Origin of the sequence: Roseateles puraquae (genome assembly GCF_002205845.1) — a bacterium.
GTDB lineage: Bacteria > Pseudomonadota > Gammaproteobacteria > Burkholderiales > Burkholderiaceae_C > Pelomonas > Pelomonas puraquae.
Map to the genome: position 1 here is coordinate 1,488,826 of NZ_NISI01000001.1, position 25,839 is coordinate 1,514,664.

The following is a 25,839-nucleotide window of genomic DNA, read 5'->3' on the forward strand; positions in this document are numbered from 1 at the left end:
CATGAGCCAACCACGCATCGGGTTGGCCCTGGCCGGCGGAGGCCCACTGGGCGCCATCTATGAAGTTGGCGCCCTTTGCGCTTTGGAGGAGGCCGTCGAGGGCCTGGACTTCACCGCCTGCGATGGCTACATCGGCGTCAGTGCCGGCGGCTTCATGGCCGCGGGCCTGGCCAACGGCATGACGCCGCGCGAGCTCTGCGCGGCTTTCATCGAGAACACCGCCGAGCCGCCGGATCGCTTCGACCCGGCCGAGCTGCTGCAGCCGGCCTGGGCCGAGTTCGGCGCGCGGCTGCGCCAGGTGCCACGGCTGCTGCGTGATGCGGCGCGCGAGGTGCTGCTGGAAGGCCGCTCGGTGCTTGGCGCGGTTGAACGCCTGGGGCGGGCCCTGCCCACTGGCCTGCTGTCCAGCGAGCGCTTCGGCGAGGCGCTGCAGCAGGTGTTCGCCCGGCCCGGCCGCAGCAATGACTTCCGGCGGCTGCGGCGCCGCCTCATCCTCGTCGCGACCGACCTGGACAGCGGCGAAGCCATCCCCTTCGGCGCCGAGGGCTGGGACCACGTGCCCATCTCCCAGGCCGTGCAGGCCAGCGCAGCCCTGCCGGGGCTGTTCCCGCCGGTGGAGATCAACGGCCGCACCTATGTCGACGGCGCCCTCAAGAAGACCCTGCACGCCTCGGTGCTGCTGGACCGCGGCCTGGACCTGCTCATCTGCCTGAACCCGCTGGTGCCCTATGCCAGCAACCGGCTGACCTCCCGCGATGCGCGTTCGCGCCGGGCCCGCAAGCTGGCCAGCCGCCTGGGCCGCGCGCCACAGCCGCGCCTGCACCGGCTGGTGGACGGGGGGCTGCCACTGGTGCTGTCGCAGACCTTCCGCTCCCTCATCCATTCGCGCTTGGAGCTGGGCATGCGCGGCTACGAGCTGAGCCACCCGCAGACCGACATCCTGCTGTTCGAGCCCGATCCGCGGGATGCTGAGCTCTTCATGGCCAACACGTTCAGCTACCGCCAGCGCCGCCATCTCGCGGAGCACGCCTACCAGGCCACGCGCGAACTGCTGCGCGAGCGAGCGGCCGAGCTGCGCCCGAAGTTCGCCCGGGCGGGCCTGCGCCTGCGCGAGGACGTGCTGGCCAGCCGCGAGGCACGGTTGCTGCCGGCCCCGGGCGAAACCCGCACCGAGGCCGCATTGCGTAGCCTGCGCAGCACCCTCAGCGTGCTGGAGGCCCGGGCGCGTTGATCAGGCGTCCACCAGGCGGCGCGTGATGGCGGCCTGCACGGGCGGCAGATGCCGGGCGACATCGATGACCGCGCGGCGCAGCGCCAGCACGGGGGCGCGATCGTCCGTGAAGAACCGCACCAGCGCATTCGTGCCGGCATACAGTGGCCCGGCGGCGCGCCGGTGTTCGGCCTCGTAGGCCAGCAAGGGGCCGAGTTCGCCCGGGTCGCGCGCCGCATCGAGCCGGCGCGACAGCGCCTCGATGCCGTAGAGCCCCAGGTTGTAGCCATGCGCCGTGACCGGATGCATGCCCACCGCGGCGTCGCCGATCAGCGCCAGGCGCGGCGCCACGAAGCGTTCGGCCCACACGGCCACCAGCGGGTAGACATGACGCTCGCCGTCCAGCCGCATCGCGCCCAGACGGCCCTCGGCCGCGGCCTCGATGGCCAGGGCCAGTTCCACGCCGTCCATCGCCGCCAGGCGCGGCAGCTCGGCATTCGCCACGGTCCAGACCGCTGAACAGCGCCTGCCCGTCTTGGGCAAGAGGGCCAGCGTGTGGCCGGCCAGGAAGCATTCCTGGGCCATGCCTTCATGGTCACGCTCATGCGCCAGCGGCACCAGCAAGGCACTGCGGCCGAAGTCGCGATGACGCGCCCCGATGCCCGCGAGCCGACGCAGTGGCGAGAAGCGACTGTCCGCCGCCACCACCAGCGGCGCACTGTGGCGTTCGCCGCCGCGGGTGTCGACATGCGCCAGGTCAGCCGTGCGCGTGAACCCGTTCACCACCTGCCCGCAGCGGACATCAATGCCCCGCTGCTGGGCCGCGCCCCAGGCCGCCGCGCGCAGGCGGTGGTTGGCCACCAGCCAACCCAGGTCCTGCCCACGCGACACAAAAGGCAGCGGCAGCCGCGAGCCGCTGGAGCGCACCGTGGCGCTGCGCAGCGGGGCGATGTCGCTCAGGCGCTCCCACAGGCCAAGCTGGGCCAGCAGGCGACGCGAGCGGTGGGTGAGCGCGATCTCACGGCCGTCGTCGGCGGGCGCGGCCAGCACGGCGGCGTCGGCCTGCTCCAGCACCCGCACGGCCAGCCCGCGGTCGTGCAGTGCGCAGGCCAGCGCCAGCCCGGCGGGGCCGGCGCCGCAGATGACGACATGGGGTTCGGGGCAGGCAAGGTCGTTCATGGCCGCACAGCCTAGGCAGGGGCGGGCGGCAGCACCTTGACCCAGGTCAGCACACCCGGGATTCCCGAGCCCGCCATGGGGTTCCCCGGCTGCAGGCAGCATCTCGGCTCATGCCATCGCTCCCGACCACTCCCAAGCCCACCGTCTACTTCGACGGCGCCTGCCCGGTGTGCCGGCGTGAGATCGCCGTGTACCAGCGCGGCGCGGGCGCCGAGGCGGTGTGCTGGGTCGATGCGAGCGCCTGCACGCCGGAGGCGCTCGGCAGCGACCTCGACCGCGACAACGCCCTCGCCCGCCTGCACCTGCGCCTGCCGGATGGCCGCCTGGTGCAGGGCGCCGCGGCCTTCCTCGCCATGTGGGCCGCCCTGCCCCAGCATCCCCGCCTGGCACGCCTGGCCCGCCTGCTGGACCGGCCAGCCATCGTGCGCCTGCTGGACCTGGCCTACGGCGCCTTCCTTCGTTTGCGCCGGCTCTGGCGCCCCGCCCGATGAGCGCCGTCTGGACCCCATCCGCCATGCCGGCCTGGCTGGTGGCCGACCTGCGCAGCGACCAGGCGGGTGAAATCGGCGCCGTCTGGATCTACCGCGGCGTGCTGGCGGTGAGCCGCGACCCCGCCCTGCGCGGGTTTGCCCAACGTCACCTGGCCACCGAGCAGCGTCACCTCGGCCTGATCGAGGCCTGCCTGCCCGACGCCCACCACAGCCGGCTGCTGCCGTTGTGGCGCCTCGCGGGGTGGTTGACCGGCGCCCTGCCCGCCTTGTTCGGCCCGCGCGCGGTCTATGCCACCATCGCCGCGGTCGAAACCTTTGTCGACCAGCACTACCAGGTGCAGGTGGATCGCCTGGCCGGCGAAGTTGCCTGGGCCCCCTTGCGCGAACTGCTCGACGGTTGCCGCCGCGACGAGGTCGACCACCGCGATGAAGCCGCGGCCCAGGCCGGCCGGCCCGGCCTGCTGATGCGGGCCTGGTGCCGCGTTGTCGGGACGGGTTCTGCCCTGGCCGTCTCGGTGTGCCGCCATGTCTGACACGCCCGCCGTCAGCACCATCCGCCCTGACGAGGTCGCCCGCTATGACGCCTGGAGCGCGACCTGGTGGGATGCCCGCGGCCCGATGCGGCCGCTGCACGTCACGCAAGCCCTGCGTGGCCGCTGGGTGCGCGAGGCCGCAGAGCGCCATTTCGGCCGGCCGCTCGCCGGGCTGCGCGTGCTCGACGTGGGCTGCGGCGGTGGGCTGATGAGCGAAGCCCTGGCCCGCGAGGGCGCCACCGTGGTGGGCATCGATGCCTCAGCCGGCAACATCGGCGCCGCACGCCGCCATGCCGCAGCCGACCGGGCCGTCGCCGCCCGGCTGGACTACCGCCACGGCGACCCCGCCGCCGCCTTGCAGCCGGGCGAACGGTTCGACCTGGTGCTGGCGCTGGAGGTGGTGGAGCATGTCGATGACGTGCCGGCCTTCCTCGCCCAGGTGGCCGCCGCCGTCGCACCCGGCGGGCTGCTGGTGGCCTCCACGATCAACCGCACCGCGCGCAGCTGGCTGCTGGCCATCGTCGCGGCCGAGTACCTGCTGCGGGTGCTGCCCATCGGCACGCACCGCTGGCGGCAGTTCGTCACGCCGGACGAACTCGACACCGCCGCCCAGCGTGCCGGCCTGCTGCCGCGCGAGCGGCTGGGCATGCGCTATGTGCCGGTGCTGCACCACGCGCACTGGACGCGCGACACCTCCGTCAACTACCTGGCCAGCTATGTGCGGCCGCCCGAGGAGACTTCCGCTTGAACCCCATTGCTCTCGTCACCGGCGCCCGGGGCGGCATCGGCCGCGCGCTGTGTGCACAACTGCAGTCCCAGGGCTGGCAGGTGGCCGCCGTTGGCCGCGATGCCCCTGCACTGGCCGACGTACCCGCCCAGCTGCATCTCGCCGCCGACACCACCACCCCGGAAGGCGCCGCCACGGCCATCGCGCTCTGCCGCGAAAAGCTCGGCGTACCCACCCGCCTGGCCCACTGCGTGGGCAGCACGCTGATCGCCCCCCTGCACCGCAGCAAGCCCGAGCAGATGCGGGAAGTGCTGCGCGTCAACCTCGACAGCGCGCTCTACATGCTGGGCGCCTGGGTGGAGGCGCTGCGCGAGCCGCCGCAGCCGGGGGCCGCGGTGTTCGTGAGCTCGGTGGTGGCCGGCATCGGGGTGGCCAACCACGAGGCCATCGCCGCGGCCAAGGGCGGCATCGAAGCCCTGGTGCGCAGCGCCGCGGCCAGCTACGCGATGCAGGGACTGCGCGTGAACGCCGTCGCCCCGGGCATGACCGACACGCCCATGACCGCCACCATGCTCAAGCAACCCGCCATGCGCGAAGCGGCCGGCAAGCAGTACCCGCTGGGTGGCGTGCAGACTGCCGAGGAGGTGGCTGGCGTCATGGCCTGGCTGCTGTCGGATGCGGCCGCCCGCCTCACCGGCCAGGTGCTGCCGGTAGACGGTGGTTTCACGAAGATCCGGCCTCTGGTTCGCTGACTGGCTCGTCGCTCTCCAAGGTCTGCAGTTCCACCAGGCGGCGATAGAGGCCGCCTTCCAGCGCCATCAGGGTCTCGTGCGTGCCACGCTCTTGCAGATGGCCATGGTTGAGCACCAGTATCTGGTCCGCCGCGCGGATCGTTGACAAGCGATGGGCGATCGCCACCACGGTGACCTGGCCGTGAAGTTCAGCCAAGGCTTCGCTGACGAGGCGCTCGGTGGCGCTGTCGATGTTGCTGGTGGCCTCGTCCAGGAAGAGCAGCCGCGGCCGGCCCGCCAGCGCACGCGCCATCGCGATGAGCTGCTTCTGCCCGGTCGACACACGCGCCCCGCCCTCGCCCAGGCGGGTGTCATACCCCTGCGGCAGCGCCTCGATGAAGTCATGCGCACGCGCCGCGCGGGCCGCGGCCTGGATGTCGGCCTCGGTGATGCCGGGCCGGCCCATGGCAATGTTCTCGCGCACGCTGGCCGACATCAGGAACGGCTCCTGCGGCACCAGGCCCACGGCGTCGCGAAAGGCCGCATCGGGCACCGCATGGAGTGGCTGGCCGTCCACCGTGATGCGGCCGTGCTGCGCGGTGTAGAAGCGCAGCAGCAGCGACAGCAGCGTGCTCTTGCCGCTGCCGGTGTGGCCCACGATGCCGGTGAAGCTGCCAGCGGGGATGTGGATGTCCACGCCCTGCAACACCGGCCGTGCGGGGTCGTAGCCGAAGCTCAGGCCCTCGATGCGCAGTTCGCCCTGCGTGATGGGTCGACCATCCTGCGGGGGGCCCCGATGCTCGTCCTCCTGCAGCAAGGTGCGCACGCGCGACGCGGCCACCATGGCCTGCTGCAGTTGGCCGAACTGCATCGTGATCTGGATGAGCGGCTCCACGACCCGCGCGATGTAGCTCAGGAAGGCATACAGCAGCCCCACCTCGATCGCGCCCAGCGGCCCCACCAGCTCGCGGCGGCCGAAGCTGTAGATGACCGTGACCAGCAGCAGCACGTTCATCAGGTCGAGCGCCGGCCGCAGCAGCCAGGCATTGGCGCGCAACTCGGCGATGCGCGAGAGCCGATGCGCGCCATTGGTCGACTCGAAGCGTGCGCCGAAGCGCCCCGCGGCGCCGCTGGCCTGCAGCACCGCCATGCCTGCCATGCTTTCGGCCATCTGCGCGTTGATCTCGCTGCGCAGCTGGCGGGTGCGGGCCACGGCCGGCGCGGAGAGCTTCTGGTAGCCCAGGATGATGGCCACCATGACCGGCACCAGGGTCGCGACGATGAGCATCAGCCGCCAGTCGAGAAAGGCCATGGCCACCAGCGAGCCGGCCACGACGATGGACGAGTCCAGCATCACGTAGAGCACCTGCCGGTACAGCTGGTTGACGGCCTCGGTGTCGTTGGTGACGCGGCTGACCAGCTGGCCGGTGATGGCCTTGTCGAAGAAGGCCATGGGCAGGGCCAGCACATGGGCGTAGACGCGCTCGCGCAGCCGCAGCACCGAGCGCCGTGCCACGCCGGCCATGCGCGACAGCTGCGCATACCGCACCCAGCTCGCGGCCCAGCCGGTCAGCAGCATCAGGGCCAGCAGGGTGGCCATCTCGCCGAGGTCATAGCGGCCGGGCAGCAGGTGATGGTCGATGTAGCGCTTGCCGAGAATGGGCGCCAGCACTTCCAGCCCGGCCGCCGCGAGCAGCCACAGGCCACCGCGCAGCAGCTGCGCGCGCTCGGGGCGCGCGGCCTCCATCAGCAGGCCGACGCTCTGCCAGGGGCGTTCAGTGGCCATGGGTCACCTCCATCGTCGGCACGCTCCGTCCTCTCGGTGCCTTCATGCCTCTGTGACTGTGTTCGCCCAACGACTGCTCCATCACGCCGCCTCCAGGCTGGCTTCGATCTGCTGGTAGCGCCACTGCGAGGCATACCAGCCGCCCAGGGCCAGCAGTTCGGCATGCGTACCTCGCTCAAGGATGCGACCCTGGCGCAGCACGATGATCTCGTCGGCGTCCATCACGGCCGAGAGGCGATGGGCCAGCACGATGACGCTGCGATCGGGCCGCTCACGGCGCAGCTGGCGCAGGTGGTCGAGGATGGCCGTCTCGGTGCCGGTGTCCACGGCCGACAGCGCATCGTCCAGCACCAGCAGCGAACCGTCCGACAGCAGCGCCCGCGCGATCGCCACGCGCTGGCGCTGGCCGCCGGACAGCGTCACGCCGCGCTCGCCCACTTCGGTGGCATAGCCAGCCGGGAGTCGCGCAATGTCGTCATGCACCGCGGCCAATCGCGCGGCGGCCTCGATCTCTTCGCGTGTGGCCCCAGGCCGCGCCAGCGCGATGTTGTCAGCCACCGAGGCCGAGAACAGGAAGGGCTCCTGCGGCACCCAGGCGATGTGGGCACGCAGGGCCTGCAAGGGCAGCTCGGGTAACGGCAGGCCGCCGAGCGTGAGGCACCCGGCCTGCGGCTCGGCCTGGCGCAGCAGCAGCCGCACCAGCGTCGACTTGCCGGAGCCGGTGGCGCCCACGACGCCGAGCGTGCGGCCCGGGGCCAGCGTGAGGTCGACGTCGACCAGGGCCGGCCGCTTGGCCCCGGGGTAGGTGAAGGACAAGCCCTGCGCCTGCAGCGTGGTGTCGGCCGGCAGCGCGGCCCGGCCCTCGTCGGCCAGCGTGAGGGGTGCATCCAGCACCGGCGCGAGCCGCGCCCAGGCAGCTCGGCCGCGCTCCAGCAGCGCCATCACCCAGCCGGCCGCGAACATCGGCCAGATCAGCTGACCCAGGTACATCGTGAAGGCCGTGAGCTGGCCGATCGTGATCTCGCCGCGCGCCACCAGCCAGCCGCCTACAGCCAGCGCGATGACCGAGGCGGCGCCCAGGGTCATGCCCACCGCGGGTTCATAAGCGGCCTCCCAGCGCTGTGACCGGAAGCTCGCCTCCGCCGCGCGCTCGGCCAACTCGCCGAACTGCGCCTGGCTGCGGCCCACAAGCCCGAGCGCCCGCACCGTACGCACGCCCGACAGGCTTTCCTGCACTTGCTGATTCAGGCCACTGAAGGCGCCCAGCGCGTCCTGCGCGGCGGTATGCAGGTGGTTGGAAATCCACCAGAAGGCCAGCGCCATCAGCGGGAAGGGCAACAGCGCCGCCAGGCCCAGCCGCCAGTCGATGGCGATCGTCATCATGGCCAGCACCAGCAGCAAGGTCTGCGTGCCGTCGAAGCCGGCGAGCATGGCTTCACCGGCCGCCATCTCGACGGTGTCGATGTCGTTGGTGGCCAGGGCCATCAGGTCGCCGGTGCGCTGCTGCTGGAAGTAGCCCGGCGCCTGCAGCGCCAGCCGCGTGAAGAGCCGCGTGCGCAGGCGGGCGCCGAGCTGGTAGGCCGCCTTGAACAGCGTCAACCGCCAGCCCACGCGCAGCAGATAGATGGTGAAACCCGCCAGTACCAGCAGGCCCAGCTGGCGCCACAGCGCCTCACCGTGCAGCCGGCCAGCCACCAGCGCATCCACGACCTGGCCGACCTGACGTGGGATCCACACCGTCATCAGCGCAATGCAGCTCAGCATGGCGGCGGCCGTAGCGTAGGCGCGCCAGTGCTCGCGCACGAAAGCGCCGAGCATGCGCGCAAGGGAATGCGTGGGAGAGGGAGCAGCAGCCGACATGGGCCGTCAGTGTCGCCGCGGCGCCGCCAGCACCAGGCCCGCCCATGTCAGCAGGCCATTGAGCAGCAGCAACTCCAGCCCGATCTGGTAGCCCCACCAGGGCTGGCCGAAGTCCAGTACGGCGCACAGCGCGGGTGCTGCCAGGCACACCACCACCAGCGCTCGGCCTGATACCGGCCGCGGCGTGAACAGCGCAAACGCGAACAGGCCCAGCAGCGGGCCGTAGGTGTAGCCGGCGAGCTTGAGGATGAGGTAGATCATGCTGGCGCTGTCCAGCGCCTTGAAGCCCAGCACCAGGGCCAGGAAGAGCGCCGCAAAGCCCAGGTGCACCAGGCGGCGGGTGCGCACGTCTTCACGCGGCAGGCGCAGCAGGTCCAGGCAGGTGCTGGCGGTCAGCGCGGTGAGTGCACCGTCGGCGCTCGGCAGCAGGGCCGACACCAGGGCCAGCACAAAGACGATCTGCACCCAGGCCGGCAGGTGCTGCATGACGACCGCCGGGAAGAGCGCATCGCCCTTGACGGCCAGGCCCTGCGACTGCGCATACAGCGTCAGCAGCCCGCCCAGCAGCAGGAAGGCGCCGATGACGAGCACCAGCAGGCCGGCCAGCAGCAGCAGGTTCTTCTGCGCATCGCGCAGCTTGGCCACCGACAGGCTCTTCTGCATCATCTCCTGGTCCAGCCCCGTCATCGCGATGGTGATGAAGGCGCCGGCCAGCAGCGCCTTGACTGAGAAGTCGCGCGACAGCGGGTCGCTCACCCACACGCGAGACAGGCCGGCCGCGTCCAGCCGGGCGAAGGCGTCCGGCTGCCACAGCAGCACGGTACACACGACCAGGCCGGTCAGCATGCCCAGGGTTTGCAAGGTGTCGGTCCACACCAGCGCCTTGACGCCGCCCTCCACCGTATAGAGCAGGATCATGGCCAACACCACCGCCGCACCGACCGCGAATGGCAGGCCCAGCGGCGCGAGGATGAGTGTGTGCAGCACCTGCACGACGAGATAGAGCCGCGCCGTGGCGCCCACCGTGCGCGACAGCACGAAGTAGGCCGAGCCCAACCGCCGCGCGCCAGCCCCCAGGCGCTCCTCCAGCAGTTCGTAGATGGAGGACAGCCCCAGGCGGTGGTAGTGCGGCAGCAGCACGAACGCAATCGCCACATAGCCCGCCACATAACCGAGCGTGACCTGCAGATAGGTGAAGCCGCTGGTGGCCACCGAGCCCGGCACGCTGATGAAGGTGACGCCGGACAGCGAGGTGCCGACCATGCCGAAGGCCACCACCGGCCAGGGGCTGGCGCGGCCACCGACATAGAAGCCCTCGGCCCCGGAACCGCGGGAGACGCGGCGGGCGAGTACGAGCAACAGAACGAAGTAGGCGAGAACGCCGGTCAACAGCAGGGCGGGCGACATGGGGCGGCATCATGCCCCAGGCCACGCCGGGGCCGGTCGTCAGTAGGTGCGGCTGCCCTTGAACTGGGCGTGCTGACGGCGCTGCAGCGTGGTGCTGCGGCTCATCGCGTCAAAGCTCACGCGGGCATGCGCATGCATGATGGCCAGGCCCAGCGCATCCGCCGCGTCCTTGCCCGGCACGCCGGGCAGGTTGAGCAGGCGCTGCACCATGGCCTGAATCTGCTCCTTCTTGGCCTGGCCGTGGCCGACGATGGCCTTCTTCATCTGCGTGGCGGTGTATTCGCTGACGGCCAGATCCGCCGACACCAGCGCTGCCAGCGCCGCACCGCGCGCCTGACCGAGCAGCAGCGTGGACTGCGGGTTCACATTGACGAACACGATTTCCACCGCTGCGCACTGCGGCTGGTAGCGGGCCGAGACCTCGCGGATACCGTCGAAAAGGATCTTCAGGCGGGCCGGCAGGTCGCCCAGGGCCACGCCCGTGGTCTTGATGGTGCCGCTGGCCACATAGGCCAGGCGCGGCCCGTCCGCGTCAATGACGCCAAAGCCCGTGGTCTGCAGGCCGGGGTCGATGCCGAGGATCCTCATGGCCGGCACTCGCAACGCCCACAGCCACAGAGACACAGAGGCACAGAGAAGTTCGTGCCCCGCGGCGACCCGGGCGCAGGCATTGCACCGACCTCTCTGTGTCTCTGTGCCTCTGTGGCCATGGACCGGACGCCAGCCACTCGAACGTCGGCCATCACCGATACCCCAGCGGCAGTTGGAAGTACCAGCGCACCGAATGGAACAGCACCGGTGCCGCAAAGCACAGCACCGCGATGCGGTCCAGCAGGCCGACGGCACCGGTGATGGAGCTGCGGTTGCCCCAGTAGCGCACGCCCGCGTCCTTCTTGAGGGCCTTCATCACCAGGCCGCCAAAGCCGGCCGCGCCCGCGGTCAGGAAGGCCATGGCCAGGGCCTGACCGGCCTTGAACGGCGTGATCCAGAACAGGCCCAGCCCCGCCAACGCGCCGATGACGGTACCGATCCACCAGGCCCGCATCGAGAAGCTGCGGCTGATGCGGCGGGCCACCGGCCGGCGGCGCAGCGTGCGGGTGGCAATCTCCTGCGCGATCTGGGACGAAGCCACCACCATCACGAGGAAGAACAGCAGGAAGGCGCCGCGGTCGGTGTAGCCGGGGAAGTCCAGCAGCAGCAGCGCGGGTGCATGCGACAGACCGTAGACACAGACCATCACGCCCCACTGGATCTTGGCGTTGCGCTCCAGGAAGGCGCGCGGGTCGTCGGCCAGGGCGCTGACGATGGGCAGCACCAGGAAGCCATAGACCGGCAGGAAGACCGTGAACAGGTCGAAGAAGCGCGTGCCGCAGATCATGTACTGCACCGGCAGCAGCACGAAGAACGCGACGATCAGGGTGCGGTGGTCGCTGCGCTGGGTGTGCACCAGGGTGATGAACTCGCGCAGCGCCAGGAAGGAGAACAGCGCGAACAGCAGCGTGGCGCCCAGCGGCCCGCTGATCCAGGCGACCCAGAACATGCAGCCGCCGATCCAGGCGGCCCGCAGGTCGCGCCGCACCCGCTCCCAGGTGAGCTGGGAGGCCAGGCGCTCGTCCTCGCTTTCACGCTCGCGCAGCGAATTGAGGAACAGCCCTGCGGTGAGCAGCGTCAGGAACCCGAACAGCACGACAAAGAGCAGCGCCACCTGCTCGCTCGACGACAGTTGCTTGAGCCAGGCCACCATCAGTCGGCCTCCACCGGCTGGGCAACCGACAACGGGTCGGGCCGCTGCTCCATGACGGCCTCGCGGGCGCGGCACAGGAAGTCGACCTTGCTCTCGCCCGGTCGCAGCTGGATGGGCTCGCCGAAGGTGACGGTGCACAAAATCGGCACGGGCACGACCTCGCCCTTGGGCATCACGCGCTGCACGTTGTCGATCCAGGTCGGGATCAACTGCACATGCGGGAACTGTTCGGCGAGGTGATAGATGCCGCTCTTGAAGGGCATGGGATTGCCCTTGTTGGAGCGGGTGCCCTCGGGAAAGATGACCAGGGAGTCGCCGTTGGACAGCGCCTCCACCAGGGGTTCCAGCGGATCTTCGTCGGGGTTGCTGCGGGTGCGGCTGACGTAGATGGCGTTGAACACCTCCGTGGTGAGCCAACGCCGGAAGGCACTCTTGGTCCAGTAGTCGCGCGCCGCGATGGCACGGGTGGAGGCCCTCAGCTCATGCGGGAATGCGGCCCAGATGAGGACGAGATCGAAGTGACTCTGGTGGTTGGCGATGTAGATGCGCTGCTCTGCTTTTGGCGGGCAGCCCTTCCAGTGGCCCTGCGCGCCGGTGATGAGCCGGGCGATGAAGGCGAGCAACTGGCCGGTGAAGGCGGCGAGCGTCATGGGCGGGATTATCAGGCCCGCCCTGAGCGCGGCTCTGGAGTTGTCGCTCCAGGCGGCGCGCTGTCGTGATCACCAGTCGTCGCTGCCGCCGCTGCTGCCGCCGCTGAAGTCGCTGCCGCTGCTGCTGCCGCTGTCCCAGCCGTCGCCACTGCCGAAGTCGATGCTGCGGCGGCTGAGTTCATCGCCGGCACTGCTGGCGTCGCTGCTGTCGAAACTGCCGGGGATGAGGCCGCCCGCGGGGCTGCCGACATCGCGCGGCAGGCTGCGCTCGTCGTGGTCGCTGCCGTGGAGCAGGCGTTCAGCCAGCATGCCGGCGGCCACACCGCCGGCAGCGGCCAGGCCGACACCCATCAGGCCGGGCCCACCGGAGGTCGGCGGCACGCCGGGGCCGTAGCCGGTGGGGCCGTAGGCCGTGGGCCCATACCCCCCGGAGGCATAGCCGCCCGCATTCGCATAGGCCGGCTGGGGCTGAGCGGCCGTGCGGTTGCGCATCCAGCGTGCAGCCAGCGCGATGAACACCACCACGCCCACGACCAGCAGCCACACCGGCACGCCGCTGCCTTCACTGCGCTCGGCCGGCGCCGCACGCGGCGGCGGTGCGGCAGGCGTGACAGCGGTGCGGTCGGCGCTGCGCGCGGTGCCCGCCTGGCGCTCCAGCAGACGCTCGAAGTCCTGGAACTTGGCCGGGTCGGTGAACTTGACGGCCGGGTCCAGCGTGCGGGCGCGGCTGGCGTGCTCGCGCGCCTCGCCGAACTTGCGCTCATGAGCGAGGATTTCGGCCAGCACGTAATGCGCCCGCGCGCTGTCGGGCTTGGCCGCCAGCACGTCACGCATCATTTTCTCGGCGCCGGCATAGTCGCCTCGCTGAGTGGCGGCCTGCACCTCATCGACATTCGGCAGGGCCTGCGCCGTGCCCAGCCACAGGCCGGACAACAGCGCCATGCACAAGAGCAGGAAGCGGGGGAACTTCATCGCCAATCTCCTTCGGCGCGCGCCCTCTGTTCAGCGCGCGCATGCCAGTTTGCGCCTCGGAGCTGGCGCCGGGCCGTCGGCTTTCAAGACACCGGCTGTAGGACGTCAGGCCGTCGCCAGCTTCGGGACAGCTGCGGCGTAGATCGGGTCGGCGTAGATACGGCCACCGAACAGGAACTCGCTGGTGCCCACTTGAACGAAGCCGAAGCGCCGGTAGAAGTCCACCGCCCGCACGTTGCGGTCGTACACCCCCAGCCACAGCGTCTGGGCGCCGCGTCGGCGGGCCTCAGCCTGAGCGGCCTGCATCAGGCGCGCGCCCAGCCGCTGGCCGATGAAGGCCTGGTCGAGGTAGAGGCGCCAGAGCTGCACCGCCCGCCCCGTCACGCAGGGCGGCGCGGGCTTGTCGCGCACGATGGCATAACCCGCCAGCGCATCGCCCACCCACGCCAACATGGTGCTGCAGGCCGGGTCGGCGATGACCGCCGCCATGACGGCCGGCGTGAAGTGCTCGGCGCAGTAGTCCGCGATGTCCTGGTCATCGTCCAGGCCACGGTAGGTGTCGGTGAAGGCCTGGGCGGCGAATCGCGCCAGCGCTGGCGCGTCGTCCGCACGGGCTGGGCGCAATTCAGCGGCGGGGTGGCTCATGCGGGCGATTCTGACCGCCTCAGGCGGCGCTGATCTCGGCAACCGCCTGTGGCCGGCGGGCCGCCGCCTGCATCATTTGAGCCGCTTTCTCGCCGATCACCATGGCCGGTGCGTTCGTGTTGCCGCTGATGAGGTTGGGCATGATGGAGGCATCGACCACGCGCAGGCCCTGCAGGCCGTGAACGCGCAGTTCGGGGTCCACGACGGCCATCGCGTCGACGCCCATCTTGCACGTGCCCACCGGGTGGTAGATGGTGTCCACGCGCTGGCGCAGCAGGGCCTCGATGTCAGCATCGCTGCGGGCGTCAGCGCCCCACATCTCGTGGCTCCAGTGGGCGCGCAGCGAGGGCTGGTTCAGCAGGGTGCGGGTGAGCTTGAAGCCCGCCACCATCTGCGCAACGTCCTCTGGATGCTGGAAGAAGGCCGGGTCGATGAGCGGTGCGGCCGCCACGTCGCGGCTGGCGAGCTTGAGCGTGCCGCGGCTCTTGGGGCGCAGCAGGCAGACATGGCAGGACAGGCCGTGGCCGAGCCCGAGCTTGCGGGCATGGTCTTCCACCGCGGCGACGACGAAATGCAGTTGGATGTCGGGCCGCGCCTGCTCGGGCGAGCTGCGCAGGAAGCCCCCGCCCTCGGCGAAATTGCTGGTCAGCATGCCGCGCCGTTCGCTGCGGTAGCGGCGCAGCGCACGCCAGAAGGCCAGGCCCCCACCCAGCGACACGCCGAAGCTGTCCAGGCTCTTGCTGCGCAGGCCGAAGACGAAGTCCGGGTGGTCCTGCAGGTTGGCGCCCACGCCCGGCAGATGGTGCAGCACCTCGATGCCCTGGGCCTGCAGCTGGGCGGCATCGCCCACACCGGACAGCATCAGCAACTGGGGCGACTGGATGGCCCCCGCGGCCAGCACCACCTCGCGGCGAGCCTGCAGGCGGCGCAACTCACCACCGACCTTGACCTCCACGCCCACGGCGCGACGGCCCTCGAACAAGATGCGCTGGACTTGCGCGTGAGGCGTCACCCGCAGATTGGGCCGGTGCAGATGCGGGCGCAGATAGGCGCGCGCCGCGTTGCAGCGCTCGCCGCGGTCCTGGGTGACCTGGTAGATGCCGATGCCTTCCTGCGAGTCGCCGTTGAAGTCGTGGTTGATGGTGTGCCCAGCTTCGCGCCCCGCCCCCACCCAGGCCTGCTGCAGCGGGTTGTCGCTGCGCAGCTGGCTGACCTTCAGTGGGCCAGCCTGGCCATGCAGCGGTGCGCCAAAGCTGTCGTTGCATTCGCTCTTGATGAAGTGGGGCAGCAGGTCGTCCCAGCCCCAGCCGGTGTTGCCCAGCGCCGCCCATTCGTCATAGTCCTCGCGCTGGCCGCGGATGTAGACCATGGCATTGATGCCCGAGGAGCCGCCGAGCATCTTGCCGCGCGGCACATAGCCGCGGCGCCCGTTGAGGCCGGGCTGCGGCACGGTCTCGAAGGCGTAGTTGTGCAGCTTGCTCGGCACCATCAGCACCGCCGCGGTGGGCACGTTGCCCAGCCAGTTGTTGACGTCGGCACCGGCCTCCAGCACGAGCACGGACGTGCCCGGGTCTTCGGTCAGGCGGCCGGCCAGGGCCGAGCCGGAAGAGCCGGCCCCGATGACGATGACGTCATGGGTTTCGTCGAAGCGTGTGATGTCGTTCATGGCGTTCAGGTGATGCGCTTCAGGAGGCCGAGCAGCTTCTCGAACGTGGCGCCGTAGGGCGGCTGGAACAGCCGCGTGCCGGCGAAGCGCGACTGGATGAACAGCGGCTTTTCCTTGCTGAAGGTGCGAAAGCCCCATTCACCGTGATAGGCGCCCATGCCACTGGCGCCGACACCGCCGAAGGGCTGCTCCTCCTGGCCGAGGTGCCAGAGGCAATCGTTGACGGTGACGCCGCCGGCATGGGTCTCGCGCATGACGCGGTCCCGCATGGCGCCGTCCTGCCCGAACCAGTACAGCGCCAGCGGGCGGTCGCCGCGGTTCACCTGCGCGAGGGCGTCATCGAGCTGGTCGTAGGGCACGACCGGCAGCAGCGGGCCGAAGATCTCTTCCTGCATGACGATCGCGTCGGCCGGTACGTCCAGCAGCAGCGTGGGCACCATGCGGCGGTCGTCCGGGTGGTCGACATGGCTCTTCAGCACACGCGCCCCGCGCTGGGCGGCATCGTCCACCAGGCCCTGCAGACGGGCGTGGTGGCGGGGCGAAATGATGGCGGTGTAGTCCGGGTTGCCGGCAATGCGCGGGTACATCCGCCGCATCTCGGCCAGCAGGCGCTCGGTCAGCGGCTCGGCGAGTTCGCGCGGCACGAGCAGGTAGTCAGGCGCGACACAGGTCTGCCCGGCATTGAAGAGCTTGCCGAAGGCCAGCCGCGAGGCGGTGAGCGCCAGGTCGGCACTGCGGTCGACGATGGCGGGCGATTTGCCGCCCAACTCCAGCGTGACCGGCACCAGGTTCTTCGCTGCAGCCTGCGCGACGATGCGCCCGACCGGCGTGGAACCGGTGAAGAACAGATGGTCGAAGGGCAACTGGGTGAAAGCCTTGCCCACCTCGGCATCGCCGGTGATGACCTGCATCTCCTCAGGCGCGAAACACTCGCCCACGAGTCGCGCCATCAAGGCGCTCGTGGCGGGCGTGAGCTCCGAGGGTTTGATCAGCACACGGTTACCCGCCGCCAGCGCCGCGACGGCGGGCGCCATCGCGAGGTAGTAGGGGTAGTTCCAGGGCGCCACGATGCCGACGACGCCGAGCGGCTGGCGCATCAGCACATTGCGGCCAGGCAGGAAGTGCAGCGGTGTCTCGACGCGCCGGGGCTTCATCCAGCGGCGCAGGCGCTTGAGGGCATGCCGCGCGGCCGACTCCACCGTGAACAGGTCGGCCAGCAGCGACTCCTGGCGCGCCCGATGACCGAAGTCCTGCGCCATCGCCGCCGCCAGCGCCTCGCTGTGCTGGCGGGTCATGCCCAGCAGCCGCTGCAGGCGGTCACGCCGCACGGCTTCGCTGGGCATGCGTTCGGCGTCGAACGCACGGCGCTGCGCCGTCAGCGCCAGGTGCAGGCGTTCCTGCAGCGCGATGTCCATGGGCCTGTCTCCGGTGTTCTTGAAGAATGCACCGAGGCTAAACCCAAGTGAAAGCCCCACCATCGGGGTGGGCCCTCGACTAGAGGAATGCGTCTAGTCCCCCAGGTGACACGCCCAGCCACGGGCCGAGCGCCGGGCCGCCCCAAGCCGGCCCGTCCTGGCGATGTGCGAGCGGCTCAACGCCGCGAGCATCGCCGCCCCCTCGGGGGGCGGGCCAGCGTACGCGCTGGCCCGGGGGTCAACAGTCACTCCGGGCCGAGCGCCGGGCCGCTCCCAAGCCGGCCCTTCTGGCGATGTGCGAGCGGCTCAATGCCGCGAGCATCGCCGCCCCCTCGGGGGGTCGACCAGCGTCGCCCGCGTTCAGCGCGGCGACGCTGGGCGGGGGGCATTCTCAATGCCGGAAATGGCGCACGCCCGTGAAGACCATGGCGATGCCGCGCTCATTGGCGGCCGCGATGACTTCATCGTCACGCACCGAGCCGCCCGGCTGGATCACGCAGGTCGCGCCCGCATCGGCCAGCACGTCCAGGCCGTCGCGGAACGGGAAGAAGGCGTCGCTGGCCACGGCCGAGCCCTGCAGCGTGAGGCCGGCATGCTGGGCCTTGATGGAGGCGATGCGGGCGGAGTCCAGGCGGCTCATCTGGCCGGCGCCCACGCCCAGGGTCATGCCACCGCCACAGAAGACGATGGCATTGCTCTTCACGTACTGGGCCACGGTCCAGGCGAACATCAGGTCGTCCAGCTGCTGGGCCGAGGGCTGCAGCGTGGTCACGACCTTGAGGTCGTCCTTCTTGAGGAAGTGGTTGTCGGCCGTCTGCAGCAGCAGGCCCGAGCCCACGCGCTTGCTGTCGCCGGCATTGCGCCCCTGGTCCCAAGGGCGCGCGCCGCCCGGCGGCAGTGCGATCTGCAGCAGGCGCACATTGACCTTGCCCTTGAAGATCTCCAGCGCCTCGGCGCTGAAGTACGGCGCCATCAGCACCTCGACGAACTGCTTGGCCACCAGCTGGGCGGCGGCGCCGTCCACCTCGCGGTTGAAGGCGATGATGCCGCCGAAGGCACTGGTGGGGTCGGTCTTGAAGGCCTTGCTGTAGGCCTCGGCGGCCGTGCCGGCCACGGCCACGCCGCAGGGGTTGGCGTGCTTGACGATGACGCAGGCCGGCGTGTCGAAGCTCTTCACGCACTCCCAGGCGGCATCGGCATCGGCGATGTTGTTGTAGCTCAGCTCCTTGCCCTGCAGCTGCTTGCCCGTCACGAGCGAGCCCGGCGCCGGGAACAGGTCACGGTAGAGCGCCGCGGTCTGGTGCGAGTTCTCGCCGTAGCGCAGGTCCTGCACCTTCACGAAGGTGGAATTCATCTGCGCCGGGTACTCGGCCAGCGTGCCGTCCTCGTCCAATGCGGACAGGTAGTTGCTGATGGCCGCGTCGTACTGGGCAATGCGGTTGAAGGCAGCCACCGAGCAGGCGAAGCGGGTCTTGTCGCTGGTCTTGCCGTTTGCCTTGAGTTCGTCGAGCACCGCGGCGTACTGGGCGGCGTCAGTCAGCACCGTCACGTCCTTCCAGTTCTTGGCCGCGCTGCGCACCATGGCCGGGCCGCCGATGTCGATGTTCTCGATGGCGTCTTCCAGCGTGCAGCCGGGCTTTGCCACCGTGGCTTCAAAGGGGTAGAGGTTGACGGCCAGGATGTCGATGCGGGTGATGCCGTGCTGCTGCATGGCGGCGACATGCTCGGGCAGGTCGCTGCGAGCGAGCAGGCCGCCGTGGATCTTGGGGTGCAGGGTCTTGACCCGGCCATCCATCATTTCGGGGAAGCCCGTGTGCTCGGCCACTTCGGTCACAGGCAGGCCGTTGTCGGCCAGCAGCTTGGCCGTGCCGCCGGTGGACAGCAGCTGGGCGCCGAGCGCGTGCAGGCCGCGGGCGAATTCGAGGATGCCGGTCTTGTCGGAAACCGAGAGGAGTGCAGTGAGTGCCATGTGGGTCAGCCCAAGTTGTGATCGTTGAGTTTGCGGCGCAGCGTGTTGCGGTTGATGCCCAGCCACTGCGCGGCCTTGCTCTGGTTGCCGCCCGCCTCGCGCATGACGATCTCGAACAGCGGGCGCTCCACGAGCTTGACCAGCATCTCGTGCATGGAATGCGGCTCCTGGCCGTCCAGGTCACGGAAGAAGGCTTCGAGGTTGTCGCGCACGCAGGCGTCGATGGGGTTGGGCGGGGTGTTCTTCTGGGCGCTCATGGCGGTCCGTTCTGTCATGCCATGCAGGCTTCTTCGGCCTGGGCTTGATCGTCGTTGTCAGCGGCTGCTGCGGGCGGCAGCCGGTCGTGGGTCTGGCCGAGGTCGTCGAGCCAGTCGCGCAGCGCCTGGACCTGCTCGTCGCTGCGCTCGAGGGTGTTCATGTGCTGGCGAAAACCTTCGCCGCCGGGCAGGCCGCGCACGGCCCAGCCGATGTGCTTGCGGGCGCTGCGCACGCCGCTGAGCTCGCCGTACAGGCCGTAGTGGTCGTGCAGGTGTTCGGTCAGCACCTCGCGCGCCTCGGCGATGGTGGGCGCGGCCAGGTGCTCGCCGGTGGCCAGGAAATGCGCCACCTCGCGGAAGATCCACGGCCGGCCCTGGGCCGCGCGGCCGATCATCAGCGCATCGGCGCCGGTATAGGCCAGCACGTCACGGGCCTTCTCGGGCGAGTCGATGTCGCCGTTGGCGACCACGGGGATGGTCAGCGCTGTCTTGACGGCTGCGATCGTGTCGTACTCGGCCAGGCCCTTGTAGCCCTGCTCGCGGGTGCGGCCGTGGATGGTCAACATCGCGATGCCAGCCGCCTCGAACTGCCGCGCCAGTCGCAGCGCATTGCGCTCCTCGGCGCTCCAGCCGGTGCGCATCTTCAGCGTGACGGGCACGCCACGCGGCGCGCACACGGCCACCACCGCCTCGACGATCTCCAGCGCCAGCGCCTCGTTGCGCATGAGCGCCGAGCCGGCCCATTTGTTGCACACCTTCTTGGCCGGGCAGCCCATGTTGATGTCGATGATCTGCGCGCCGCGGTCGATGTTGTAGGCCGCGGCCTCGGCCATCATGGCGGCGTCCGTCCCGGCGATCTGCACCGCAATCGGGCCCGGCTCACCGGTGTGGTCGGCGCGGCGGGAGGTCTTGAGGCTGCCCCAGAGCTCCTTGCGCGAGGTGACCATCTCGCTGACCGCGTAGCCGGCGCCCAGGCGGCGGCACAGCTGGCGGAAGGGCCGGTCCGTCACCCCTGCCATCGGCGCCACGAAGAGCCGGTTGGGTAAGGAGTGGGGGCCGATCTGCACGAGGGTGTCTGCTCAAAAAAGAGGCGGGATTGTAGCCACCCGGCCCAAGCGGCCTTGCGCCGCCCCGCACAATGCGCGGATGGAAGCCTGGCTCTCGCAGCTCATCACCAGCCTGCTCGGCGCCCTCGCCCTGCCGCAGGTCGGCCTGGTGGCGGTGTTCATCATCACCTTCATCTCGGCCACGCTGCTGCCGCTGGGCTCGGAGCCGGCGGTCTACCTCGTCGTCAAAGCCGACCCCAGCATGTTCTGGGCCGTCATCGCGGTGGCCACCGTCGGCAACACGCTCGGTGGCGTGGTGTCGTGGTGGATGGGCTATGGCGCCGAGCGGGCGGTCGAGGCCGTGCGGCACCGCGAGCCGCCCAACCCGCGCGCGCTCGCCTGGCTCAAGCGCTTCGGGCCGAAGGCCTGCATGCTGAGCTGGCTGCCCATCGTCGGCGACCCGCTGTGCGCGGTGGCCGGCTGGCTCAAGCTGCCCTTCTGGCCCTGCGTCGGTTGGATGGCACTCGGCAAGTTCCTGCGATTTCTGCTCTACACCATTGCCTTGATCTGGCTGATTCCGGAGACCTGGTTGACATGAACACCCCCGCCTACCAAGACCTCGCCTCGCGGCAGCAACGCCTGCACCGCCTCGGCCATCTGCAGTCCATCGCCCAGTGGGACCAGGCCGCCAACATGCCGGCCAAGGGCAACGAGGCGCGCAGCCTCGCGCTGGCCGAGATGGACGGCCTGCTGCACGAGCTGGCCACCGACCCCGCCCTGCCCGGCCTGCTGGAAGCCGCGGCCACGGAGCCGCTGGACGATACCCAACGGGCCAACCTGCGCGAGATCCGCCGCGCCTGGCGGGCGGCCAATGCCCTGCCCAAGGCGCTGGTGGAAGCCAAGAGCCTGGCCAACAACCGCTGCGAGCACGCCTGGCGGCAGCAGCGCCAGGCCAACGACTGGGCGGGCTTCGCGCCCAACCTGCGCGAGGTGCTGAAGATCGCCCGCCAGGAGGCCGAGTGCCTGTCTCAGAGCAACGGCCTGTCACGCTACGACGCGCTGCTGGACCAGTACGAACCCGGCATGCGCGGCGCCGATGTCGAGCGTGCCTTCGCACCGCTGCGGCAGTGGCTGCCCGGGCTGATCCAGGACGTGATGGCGCGCCAGGCCCGCGAGACCGTCATCCGGCCGGTTGGCCCCTTCCCCACCGCAGCCCAGAAGGCGCTCGGCCTGGAGGCGATGCGGCTGATGGGTTTCGACTTTGCCGCCGGCCGGCTGGACGAGAGCACGCACCCCTTCTGCGGCGGCGTGCCCGAGGACGTGCGCATGACCACCCGCTACCGCGAGGACGACTTCCTGCCCGCGCTGATGGGCGTCATCCACGAGACTGGCCACGGTCGCTACGAGCAGGGTCTGCCGCGCGAGCTGCTGGGGCAGCCGATCGCACGCGCCCGCTCCATGGGCATCCACGAAAGCCAGAGCCTGTCGTTCGAAATGCAGCTCGGCAGCCATCCGGCGTTTGCGCGGCTGCTGTCGCCGCTGCTCGCGCAGCACTTCGGCCACCAGCCGGCCTTCGCGCCCGACAACCTGCACAAGCTGCTCACACGTGTGCAGCCGGGCTTCATCCGCGTGGATGCCGACGAGGTGACCTACCCCGCCCACATCCTGCTGCGCTTCGACATCGAGCGCGCGCTGATCGAAGGCGAGGCGGAGGTGGAAGACATTCCGGCCCTGTGGGACGCGCGCATGGCCGAGCTGCTCGGCCTGGACACACGCGGCAACTTCAGGGACGGCCCCATGCAGGACGTTCACTGGCCCGCCGGCCTTTTCGGCTACTTCCCCTGCTACACACTCGGCGCGATGTACGCCGCGCAATGGTTCGCCACGATGCGCGCCCAGCAGCCGCAGCTCGATGCCCGCATCGCCGCGGGTGAACTCTGCGGCGTGTTCGACTGGCTCGCCACCCACGTCTGGCAGGCGGCCAGCCGCTACGAGACGCCAGAGCTGGTGCAGCGCGCCAGCGGCGAGCCGCTGAACCCGGCCCACTTCGAAGCCCACCTGCGCAGCCGCTACCTGGGCGGCTGAACAAAAAAAGGGCCGCTCCAGCAGGAGCGGCCCCAGGACTTCGATCGATCTCTCTCTACTCGAACCAGCACGCTTCCCCGGCCCCCCGGCCTTCTCCACGCGCGGCGCCCGGGCGGTGTTCTTCCTCGGGCTCGGCCGCCGCGGGTGCAGCGACCGTGGATGAATTCTGCGAAAACGCGGCGCCTGCCGCATCCCCGCAAGCCGAGGGTCTGCCAGCGCGGGCCGTGACGCCTGTCACAGCAGCACGGCCAGCCGCTCCAGGATCAGCACGCCGAAGAAGGCCAGGCCGGCGATCAACGTCCACTTCATGATGATGATCCCCAGCCGCCGCCAGCGCGCCTGGCGCGTGGCGATGGACATCGCGAAGCACAGGATGGCCGCGAACAGCAACAGGCCGATGACGAGGCGGGCGACGAGCATGACTTACCAGGCCGGCGCCAGTTCGGCGAAGCCCTTGGGTGCCGCGCGGTCGTCGTCGAAGCTGACGACCTCGTAGGCCGATTCGTCGGCCAGCAGCGCGCGCAGCAGCTTGTTGTTCAGCGCATGCCCGCCCTTGAAGGACGTGTAGGCCGCCAGCAGCGGCATGCCGGCCACCTGCATGTCGCCGATGGCGTCGAGGATCTTGTGCTTCACGAACTCGTCGTCGTAGCGCAGGCCGTCGGCGTTGAGCACCTTGTAGTCGTCGACCACGATGGCGTTGTCCATCGAGCCGCCCAGCGTCAGGCCGCGGGAGCGCATCAGGTCGATGTCGGCCGTCATGCCGAAGGTGCGGGCCCGTGCAATCTCTTTCTTGTACTGGCCCGAGCCCATGTCGAACACGAATTGGCTGCCGGTGGCGGCCACGGCCGGGTTGTCGAACTCGATCTCGAAGCTGAGCGTGTAGCCGTGATGGGGCTCCAGGCGGGCCCACATCAGCTTCTTGCCTTCGCCCTGGCGCACCTCGACCGGCTTCTTGACCTTGAGAAAGCGCTTGGGCGCGTCCTGCATGACGATGCCAGCCGACTGCAGCAGGAACACGAAGCTCGCCGCCGAGCCGTCGAGCACGGGCACCTCGTCGGCGTTGATGTCGATGAGCAGGTTGTCCAGCCCAAGGCCGGCGCAGGCCGACAGCAGGTGCTCGATGGTCTGCACCTTGGGGCCACCCGGGTCGCCGCCAGGGCTGATGGTGGTGGCCATGCGGGTATCGCTGACTGACATCACGCCGACCGGGATGTCCACCGGCGGGCAGAGGTCCACCCGGCGGAAGACGATGCCGGTGTCCGGCGGCGCGGGGCGCAGGGTCAGTTCGACCTTCTGGCCACTGTGAATGCCTACGCCCACGGCGCGTGTGATCGACTTCAGGGTGCGTTGCTTGACCATGCGTCGATTGTCCCAGGAAGAACCCTAGGTCTTGCGTTCCACGGGCAATCGCAGCGATAGCCTCGTGCCATGGCCGGGCGAGGAATCGATGCGCAGCTTGCCCCCCAGGCGCTGGGCGCGCTTGATCTGGCTCTTCAGGCCGCGGCCGTGCTGGATGGTCTGCAGGTCAAAGCCGGCCCCGTCGTCCTCGACCCGGATCTCGACATAGTTGCCGTGGTGGCGCGTGACCAGGCGCACGCGGCTGGCGCGGGCATGCTTGAGCACGTTGTTGAGCGCCTCTTGCATCAAGCGCAGCACATGCAGCGCATCGGGTGGCTCCAGCCAGGCGAGCGTGGGCAGGTCCTGCACGTCCCAATCGAGCTTGAGGCCGCCGGTCTGCAGCCGCTTGCCGAGCCGGTATCGCATGGTGGCCAGCAGCGAGACCAGGTCATGGCCGACAGGCTCCAGCGAGTCGATGACCAGGCGCAGGTCGTCCACACATTCGCGCAGCACCTCCACGCATTGCTCATGCGACATGCTGCCCTGCTCCATGGCCACCAGCGCCGACAGCAGCGCCGAGCCCAGGCCGTCATGCATGTCGGCCATGATGCGCTGGCGCTCCAGCAGCAGCGCCTGCTGGCGCTCGACCTCACGCAGCTGCGCGTTCTGGGCCTGCAGCACCGAGACCTGCTCGTCGAGGTCTTCCTGCAGCTGGCTGTTCTCGGCCTTGACCTGCTCCACCGCGCCGACGTAGCGCTGCTGCACCGCATGCAGGAAGCTGAGCATCACGGCGAGGGTGGCGACCGGCATCAGGAAGAAGTGCTCGGGCCAGGCCCAGCCGGCCAGCACGGCCAGGTCGTGGGCGCCGATCAGGCCGCCGAAGATGAGGGCCGTGGCCATCACCGTCAGCTCCGATCGACGCTCCCGCCAAGCCACGTAAGTCACCCACGCCGTGCCCACGGCGGCCACGCCCGCAGTGACGGTGTACTGCAGCACGACCATGTCCCACTGTCGCAACCACAAGGGCATGCTGATCACGCTGACCGCGAGCACGCTGAAGGTCAGCAGCCGCTCGAGCGCGAGGAAACGCCGGCACGCAAAGCGCATCGCGAACAGCAAGGCCGTCAGCAGCACCCAGCCCATCGACGCATGCGTGGCCCACCAGAACCAGTCCTGTGCGCCGGGCGAGGCCGGCGGGCTGACGTAGTAGTGCAGATTGCGCACCATCCAGGCGGCAGCGGCGAGGGCAAACAGCGCGTAGATGGCCTCCCCGGGGCGGCGCAACCACAAGGTCAGCGCGAACAGGCCCAGCACCGCCAGCGTCAGGCTGACCGCTTGGGGCAGCCCTGTCTGGGCACGCACCCGCCATTGCCAGCGCTTCTCCAGCACGTCCCGCGGGCCCACCCACAGCCGCGACACCACGTGATAGCTGCCCGCAGGCACGGGCAATGCCACGACGAGATCAAGCCCCCGTTCCCCCGCGCCGGGCAGTGGCAGCCACACCGGCTGCACCCATTGCTCTCGTTCGGCATGCTGGTTGTCGAGCAAGGGCACCCAGCCACGCTCGGTTCGCATCAAGACCGCGGCCGACAGGGTCACGAGACGAGGCACGTACAAGGCCAGCGGCTGGTCGCCGCCCGCCGGCACGTGCAGGCGGTACCAGCGCATCTCGTAGCCTGCATCCTGCCCCACCCGCGCCGCCCCCGGGCGGTGACGCACGTCGGGCAGCTCCACGGCATGCCAGGCGCCCGGGGCTTCGGGCGGCAATTGCGACGCGGGCAGATCGAGGTGATCGCCGCCCACGGCGGCATGCCGGCGCAGGGCTGTCCACCAGGATTCCAACTCGGCGCGCGTCCATGAACTCACCGCCATTTCGGCCGGCGCGGCATCGTCACCGGCCAGGCGCGCACTCGGTTGCGGCAGGCGCTGGGCCGACGCCCCCAGGCAACTGCCCAACAGCACGACCAGCAACCCAGCACGCAGCCGCCTCACCCAGTCATGCATGGCCACGTCGTCCTGCGCATTGCTCCACATCCCTGTCTGCCGTCATGGCTTTTGTCATGGGGCGCGAGCATGCCACAGGGGGGTGCCCCGGCCCACCGATGCGTCGCCGCCGGTGCCGCGGCCC

24 protein-coding genes are annotated in these 25,839 nt (G+C 70.1%); 7 read left to right on the top strand and 17 right to left on the bottom strand.

Annotated features, from left to right (window positions below; translation table 11 throughout):
* Position 1 precedes the first annotated feature (1 nt).
* Complete coding sequence (locus CDO81_RS06775) at positions 2–1,231, top strand: patatin-like phospholipase family protein (RefSeq protein WP_088482321.1); 1,230 nt, start codon at positions 2–4, stop codon at positions 1,229–1,231.
* Here CDO81_RS06775 and ubiM read toward each other — a convergent pair whose 3' ends face one another.
* On the bottom strand, positions 1,232–2,389 hold the full coding sequence (gene ubiM, locus CDO81_RS06780; RefSeq protein WP_088482322.1) for a 5-demethoxyubiquinol-8 5-hydroxylase UbiM: 1,158 nt from the start codon (positions 2,387–2,389) through the stop codon (positions 1,232–1,234).
* A gap of 110 nt (positions 2,390–2,499) precedes the next feature.
* On the opposite strand from ubiM, the gene CDO81_RS28395 reads away from it, so the two are divergent.
* The 4 genes from CDO81_RS28395 to CDO81_RS06795 are packed head-to-tail and all read left to right on the top strand — an operon-like array spanning position 2,500 to position 4,892.
* On the top strand, positions 2,500–2,880 hold the full coding sequence (locus tag CDO81_RS28395; protein ID WP_193466484.1) for a thiol-disulfide oxidoreductase DCC family protein: 381 nt from the start codon (positions 2,500–2,502) through the stop codon (positions 2,878–2,880).
* Positions 2,877–3,413, top strand: coding sequence for a demethoxyubiquinone hydroxylase family protein (locus CDO81_RS28400; RefSeq protein ID WP_241516871.1), 537 nt, complete (start codon positions 2,877–2,879; stop codon positions 3,411–3,413). Before CDO81_RS28395 ends, CDO81_RS28400 begins: the two co-directional genes overlap by 4 nt.
* Positions 3,406–4,161, top strand: coding sequence for a bifunctional 2-polyprenyl-6-hydroxyphenol methylase/3-demethylubiquinol 3-O-methyltransferase UbiG (ubiG, locus tag CDO81_RS06790; RefSeq protein ID WP_088482323.1), 756 nt, complete (start codon positions 3,406–3,408; stop codon positions 4,159–4,161). The genes CDO81_RS28400 and ubiG overlap by 8 nt, the downstream gene beginning before the upstream one ends.
* Positions 4,158–4,892, top strand: coding sequence for an SDR family NAD(P)-dependent oxidoreductase (locus CDO81_RS06795; RefSeq protein ID WP_088482324.1), 735 nt, complete (start codon positions 4,158–4,160; stop codon positions 4,890–4,892). The genes ubiG and CDO81_RS06795 overlap by 4 nt, the downstream gene beginning before the upstream one ends.
* On the opposite strand, the gene CDO81_RS06800 is transcribed toward CDO81_RS06795, so the two are convergent.
* From CDO81_RS06800 to dusB, 13 genes are all read right to left on the bottom strand, one after another.
* A complete protein-coding gene (locus tag CDO81_RS06800; RefSeq protein WP_088482325.1) occupies positions 4,864–6,657 on the bottom strand; it encodes an ABC transporter ATP-binding protein in 1,794 nt (597 codons plus the stop codon). The two genes, CDO81_RS06795 and CDO81_RS06800, sit on opposite strands and share 29 nt — an antisense overlap.
* Before the next feature lie 81 nt (positions 6,658–6,738).
* A complete protein-coding gene (locus CDO81_RS06805) occupies positions 6,739–8,517 on the bottom strand; it encodes an ABC transporter ATP-binding protein (RefSeq protein ID WP_088482326.1) in 1,779 nt (592 codons plus the stop codon).
* A 6-nt stretch (positions 8,518–8,523) separates the two neighbouring features.
* A complete protein-coding gene (locus tag CDO81_RS06810; protein ID WP_088482327.1) occupies positions 8,524–9,924 on the bottom strand; it encodes a sodium:solute symporter in 1,401 nt (466 codons plus the stop codon).
* A gap of 39 nt (positions 9,925–9,963) precedes the next feature.
* Positions 9,964–10,512 carry a crossover junction endodeoxyribonuclease RuvC gene (gene ruvC / locus CDO81_RS06815; protein ID WP_088482328.1) on the bottom strand — a complete coding sequence of 183 codons (549 nt, stop codon included), beginning with the start codon at positions 10,510–10,512 and terminating at the stop codon, positions 9,964–9,966.
* Positions 10,513–10,666: 154 nt separating this feature from the next.
* Positions 10,667–11,668 (bottom strand): phosphatidate cytidylyltransferase, encoded by a 1,002-nt coding sequence (locus CDO81_RS06820; RefSeq protein WP_088482329.1) that lies wholly within the window; start codon positions 11,666–11,668, stop codon positions 10,667–10,669.
* Positions 11,668–12,318, bottom strand: a complete 651-nt coding sequence (locus CDO81_RS06825; RefSeq protein WP_088482330.1) for a lysophospholipid acyltransferase family protein — start codon at positions 12,316–12,318, stop codon at positions 11,668–11,670. Before CDO81_RS06825 ends, CDO81_RS06820 begins: the two co-directional genes overlap by 1 nt.
* Positions 12,319–12,387: 69 nt before the next feature.
* The gene (locus CDO81_RS06830) at positions 12,388–13,290 is read right to left on the bottom strand and encodes a tetratricopeptide repeat protein (RefSeq protein ID WP_088482331.1); all 903 of its coding nucleotides are present in this window, start codon (positions 13,288–13,290) and stop codon (positions 12,388–12,390) included.
* Between the two features lie 105 nt (positions 13,291–13,395).
* Positions 13,396–13,935, bottom strand: a complete 540-nt coding sequence (locus CDO81_RS06835; RefSeq protein ID WP_088482332.1) for a GNAT family N-acetyltransferase — start codon at positions 13,933–13,935, stop codon at positions 13,396–13,398.
* A gap of 19 nt (positions 13,936–13,954) precedes the next feature.
* Positions 13,955–15,601 carry a GMC family oxidoreductase gene (locus CDO81_RS06840; RefSeq protein ID WP_088482333.1) on the bottom strand — a complete coding sequence of 549 codons (1,647 nt, stop codon included), beginning with the start codon at positions 15,599–15,601 and terminating at the stop codon, positions 13,955–13,957.
* 5 nt (positions 15,602–15,606) lie between these two features.
* Positions 15,607–17,016: a coniferyl aldehyde dehydrogenase gene (locus CDO81_RS06845; RefSeq protein WP_088482334.1), complete on the bottom strand. Its 1,410-nt coding sequence runs from the start codon at positions 17,014–17,016 to the stop codon at positions 15,607–15,609.
* A 391-nt stretch (positions 17,017–17,407) separates the two neighbouring features.
* Positions 17,408–18,985 carry a bifunctional phosphoribosylaminoimidazolecarboxamide formyltransferase/IMP cyclohydrolase gene (purH, locus tag CDO81_RS06850; RefSeq protein WP_088482335.1) on the bottom strand — a complete coding sequence of 526 codons (1,578 nt, stop codon included), beginning with the start codon at positions 18,983–18,985 and terminating at the stop codon, positions 17,408–17,410.
* A 5-nt stretch (positions 18,986–18,990) separates the two neighbouring features.
* Positions 18,991–19,260, bottom strand: a complete 270-nt coding sequence (locus CDO81_RS06855) for a helix-turn-helix domain-containing protein (protein ID WP_241516872.1) — start codon at positions 19,258–19,260, stop codon at positions 18,991–18,993.
* Entirely contained in the window at positions 19,257–20,309 is a 1,053-nt protein-coding gene (gene dusB / locus CDO81_RS06860; protein WP_088482337.1) for a tRNA dihydrouridine synthase DusB, read from the bottom strand. The genes CDO81_RS06855 and dusB overlap by 4 nt, the downstream gene beginning before the upstream one ends.
* A 79-nt stretch (positions 20,310–20,388) precedes the next feature.
* Here dusB and CDO81_RS06865 point away from each other — a divergent pair, with 79 nt between their 5' ends.
* Both CDO81_RS06865 and CDO81_RS06870 read left to right on the top strand, forming a co-directional pair.
* Complete coding sequence (locus CDO81_RS06865) at positions 20,389–20,886, top strand: YqaA family protein (protein ID WP_088482338.1); 498 nt, start codon at positions 20,389–20,391, stop codon at positions 20,884–20,886.
* Positions 20,883–22,373 (top strand): carboxypeptidase M32, encoded by a 1,491-nt coding sequence (locus CDO81_RS06870; RefSeq protein WP_088482339.1) that lies wholly within the window; start codon positions 20,883–20,885, stop codon positions 22,371–22,373. Before CDO81_RS06865 ends, CDO81_RS06870 begins: the two co-directional genes overlap by 4 nt.
* 234 nt (positions 22,374–22,607) lie before the next feature.
* On the opposite strand, the gene CDO81_RS06875 is transcribed toward CDO81_RS06870, so the two are convergent.
* Genes CDO81_RS06875 through CDO81_RS06885 form a run of 3 tightly spaced genes read right to left on the bottom strand, consistent with a single transcriptional unit; the run spans position 22,608 to position 25,745 of the window.
* A complete protein-coding gene (locus CDO81_RS06875) occupies positions 22,608–22,793 on the bottom strand; it encodes a hypothetical protein (RefSeq protein ID WP_088482340.1) in 186 nt (61 codons plus the stop codon).
* Positions 22,794–22,796: 3 nt separating this feature from the next.
* On the bottom strand, positions 22,797–23,732 hold the full coding sequence (gene lpxC, locus CDO81_RS06880; RefSeq protein ID WP_088482341.1) for a UDP-3-O-acyl-N-acetylglucosamine deacetylase: 936 nt from the start codon (positions 23,730–23,732) through the stop codon (positions 22,797–22,799).
* Between the two features lie 24 nt (positions 23,733–23,756).
* On the bottom strand, positions 23,757–25,745 hold the full coding sequence (locus CDO81_RS06885) for a sensor histidine kinase (protein WP_088482342.1): 1,989 nt from the start codon (positions 25,743–25,745) through the stop codon (positions 23,757–23,759).
* Positions 25,746–25,839 lie beyond the last annotated feature (94 nt).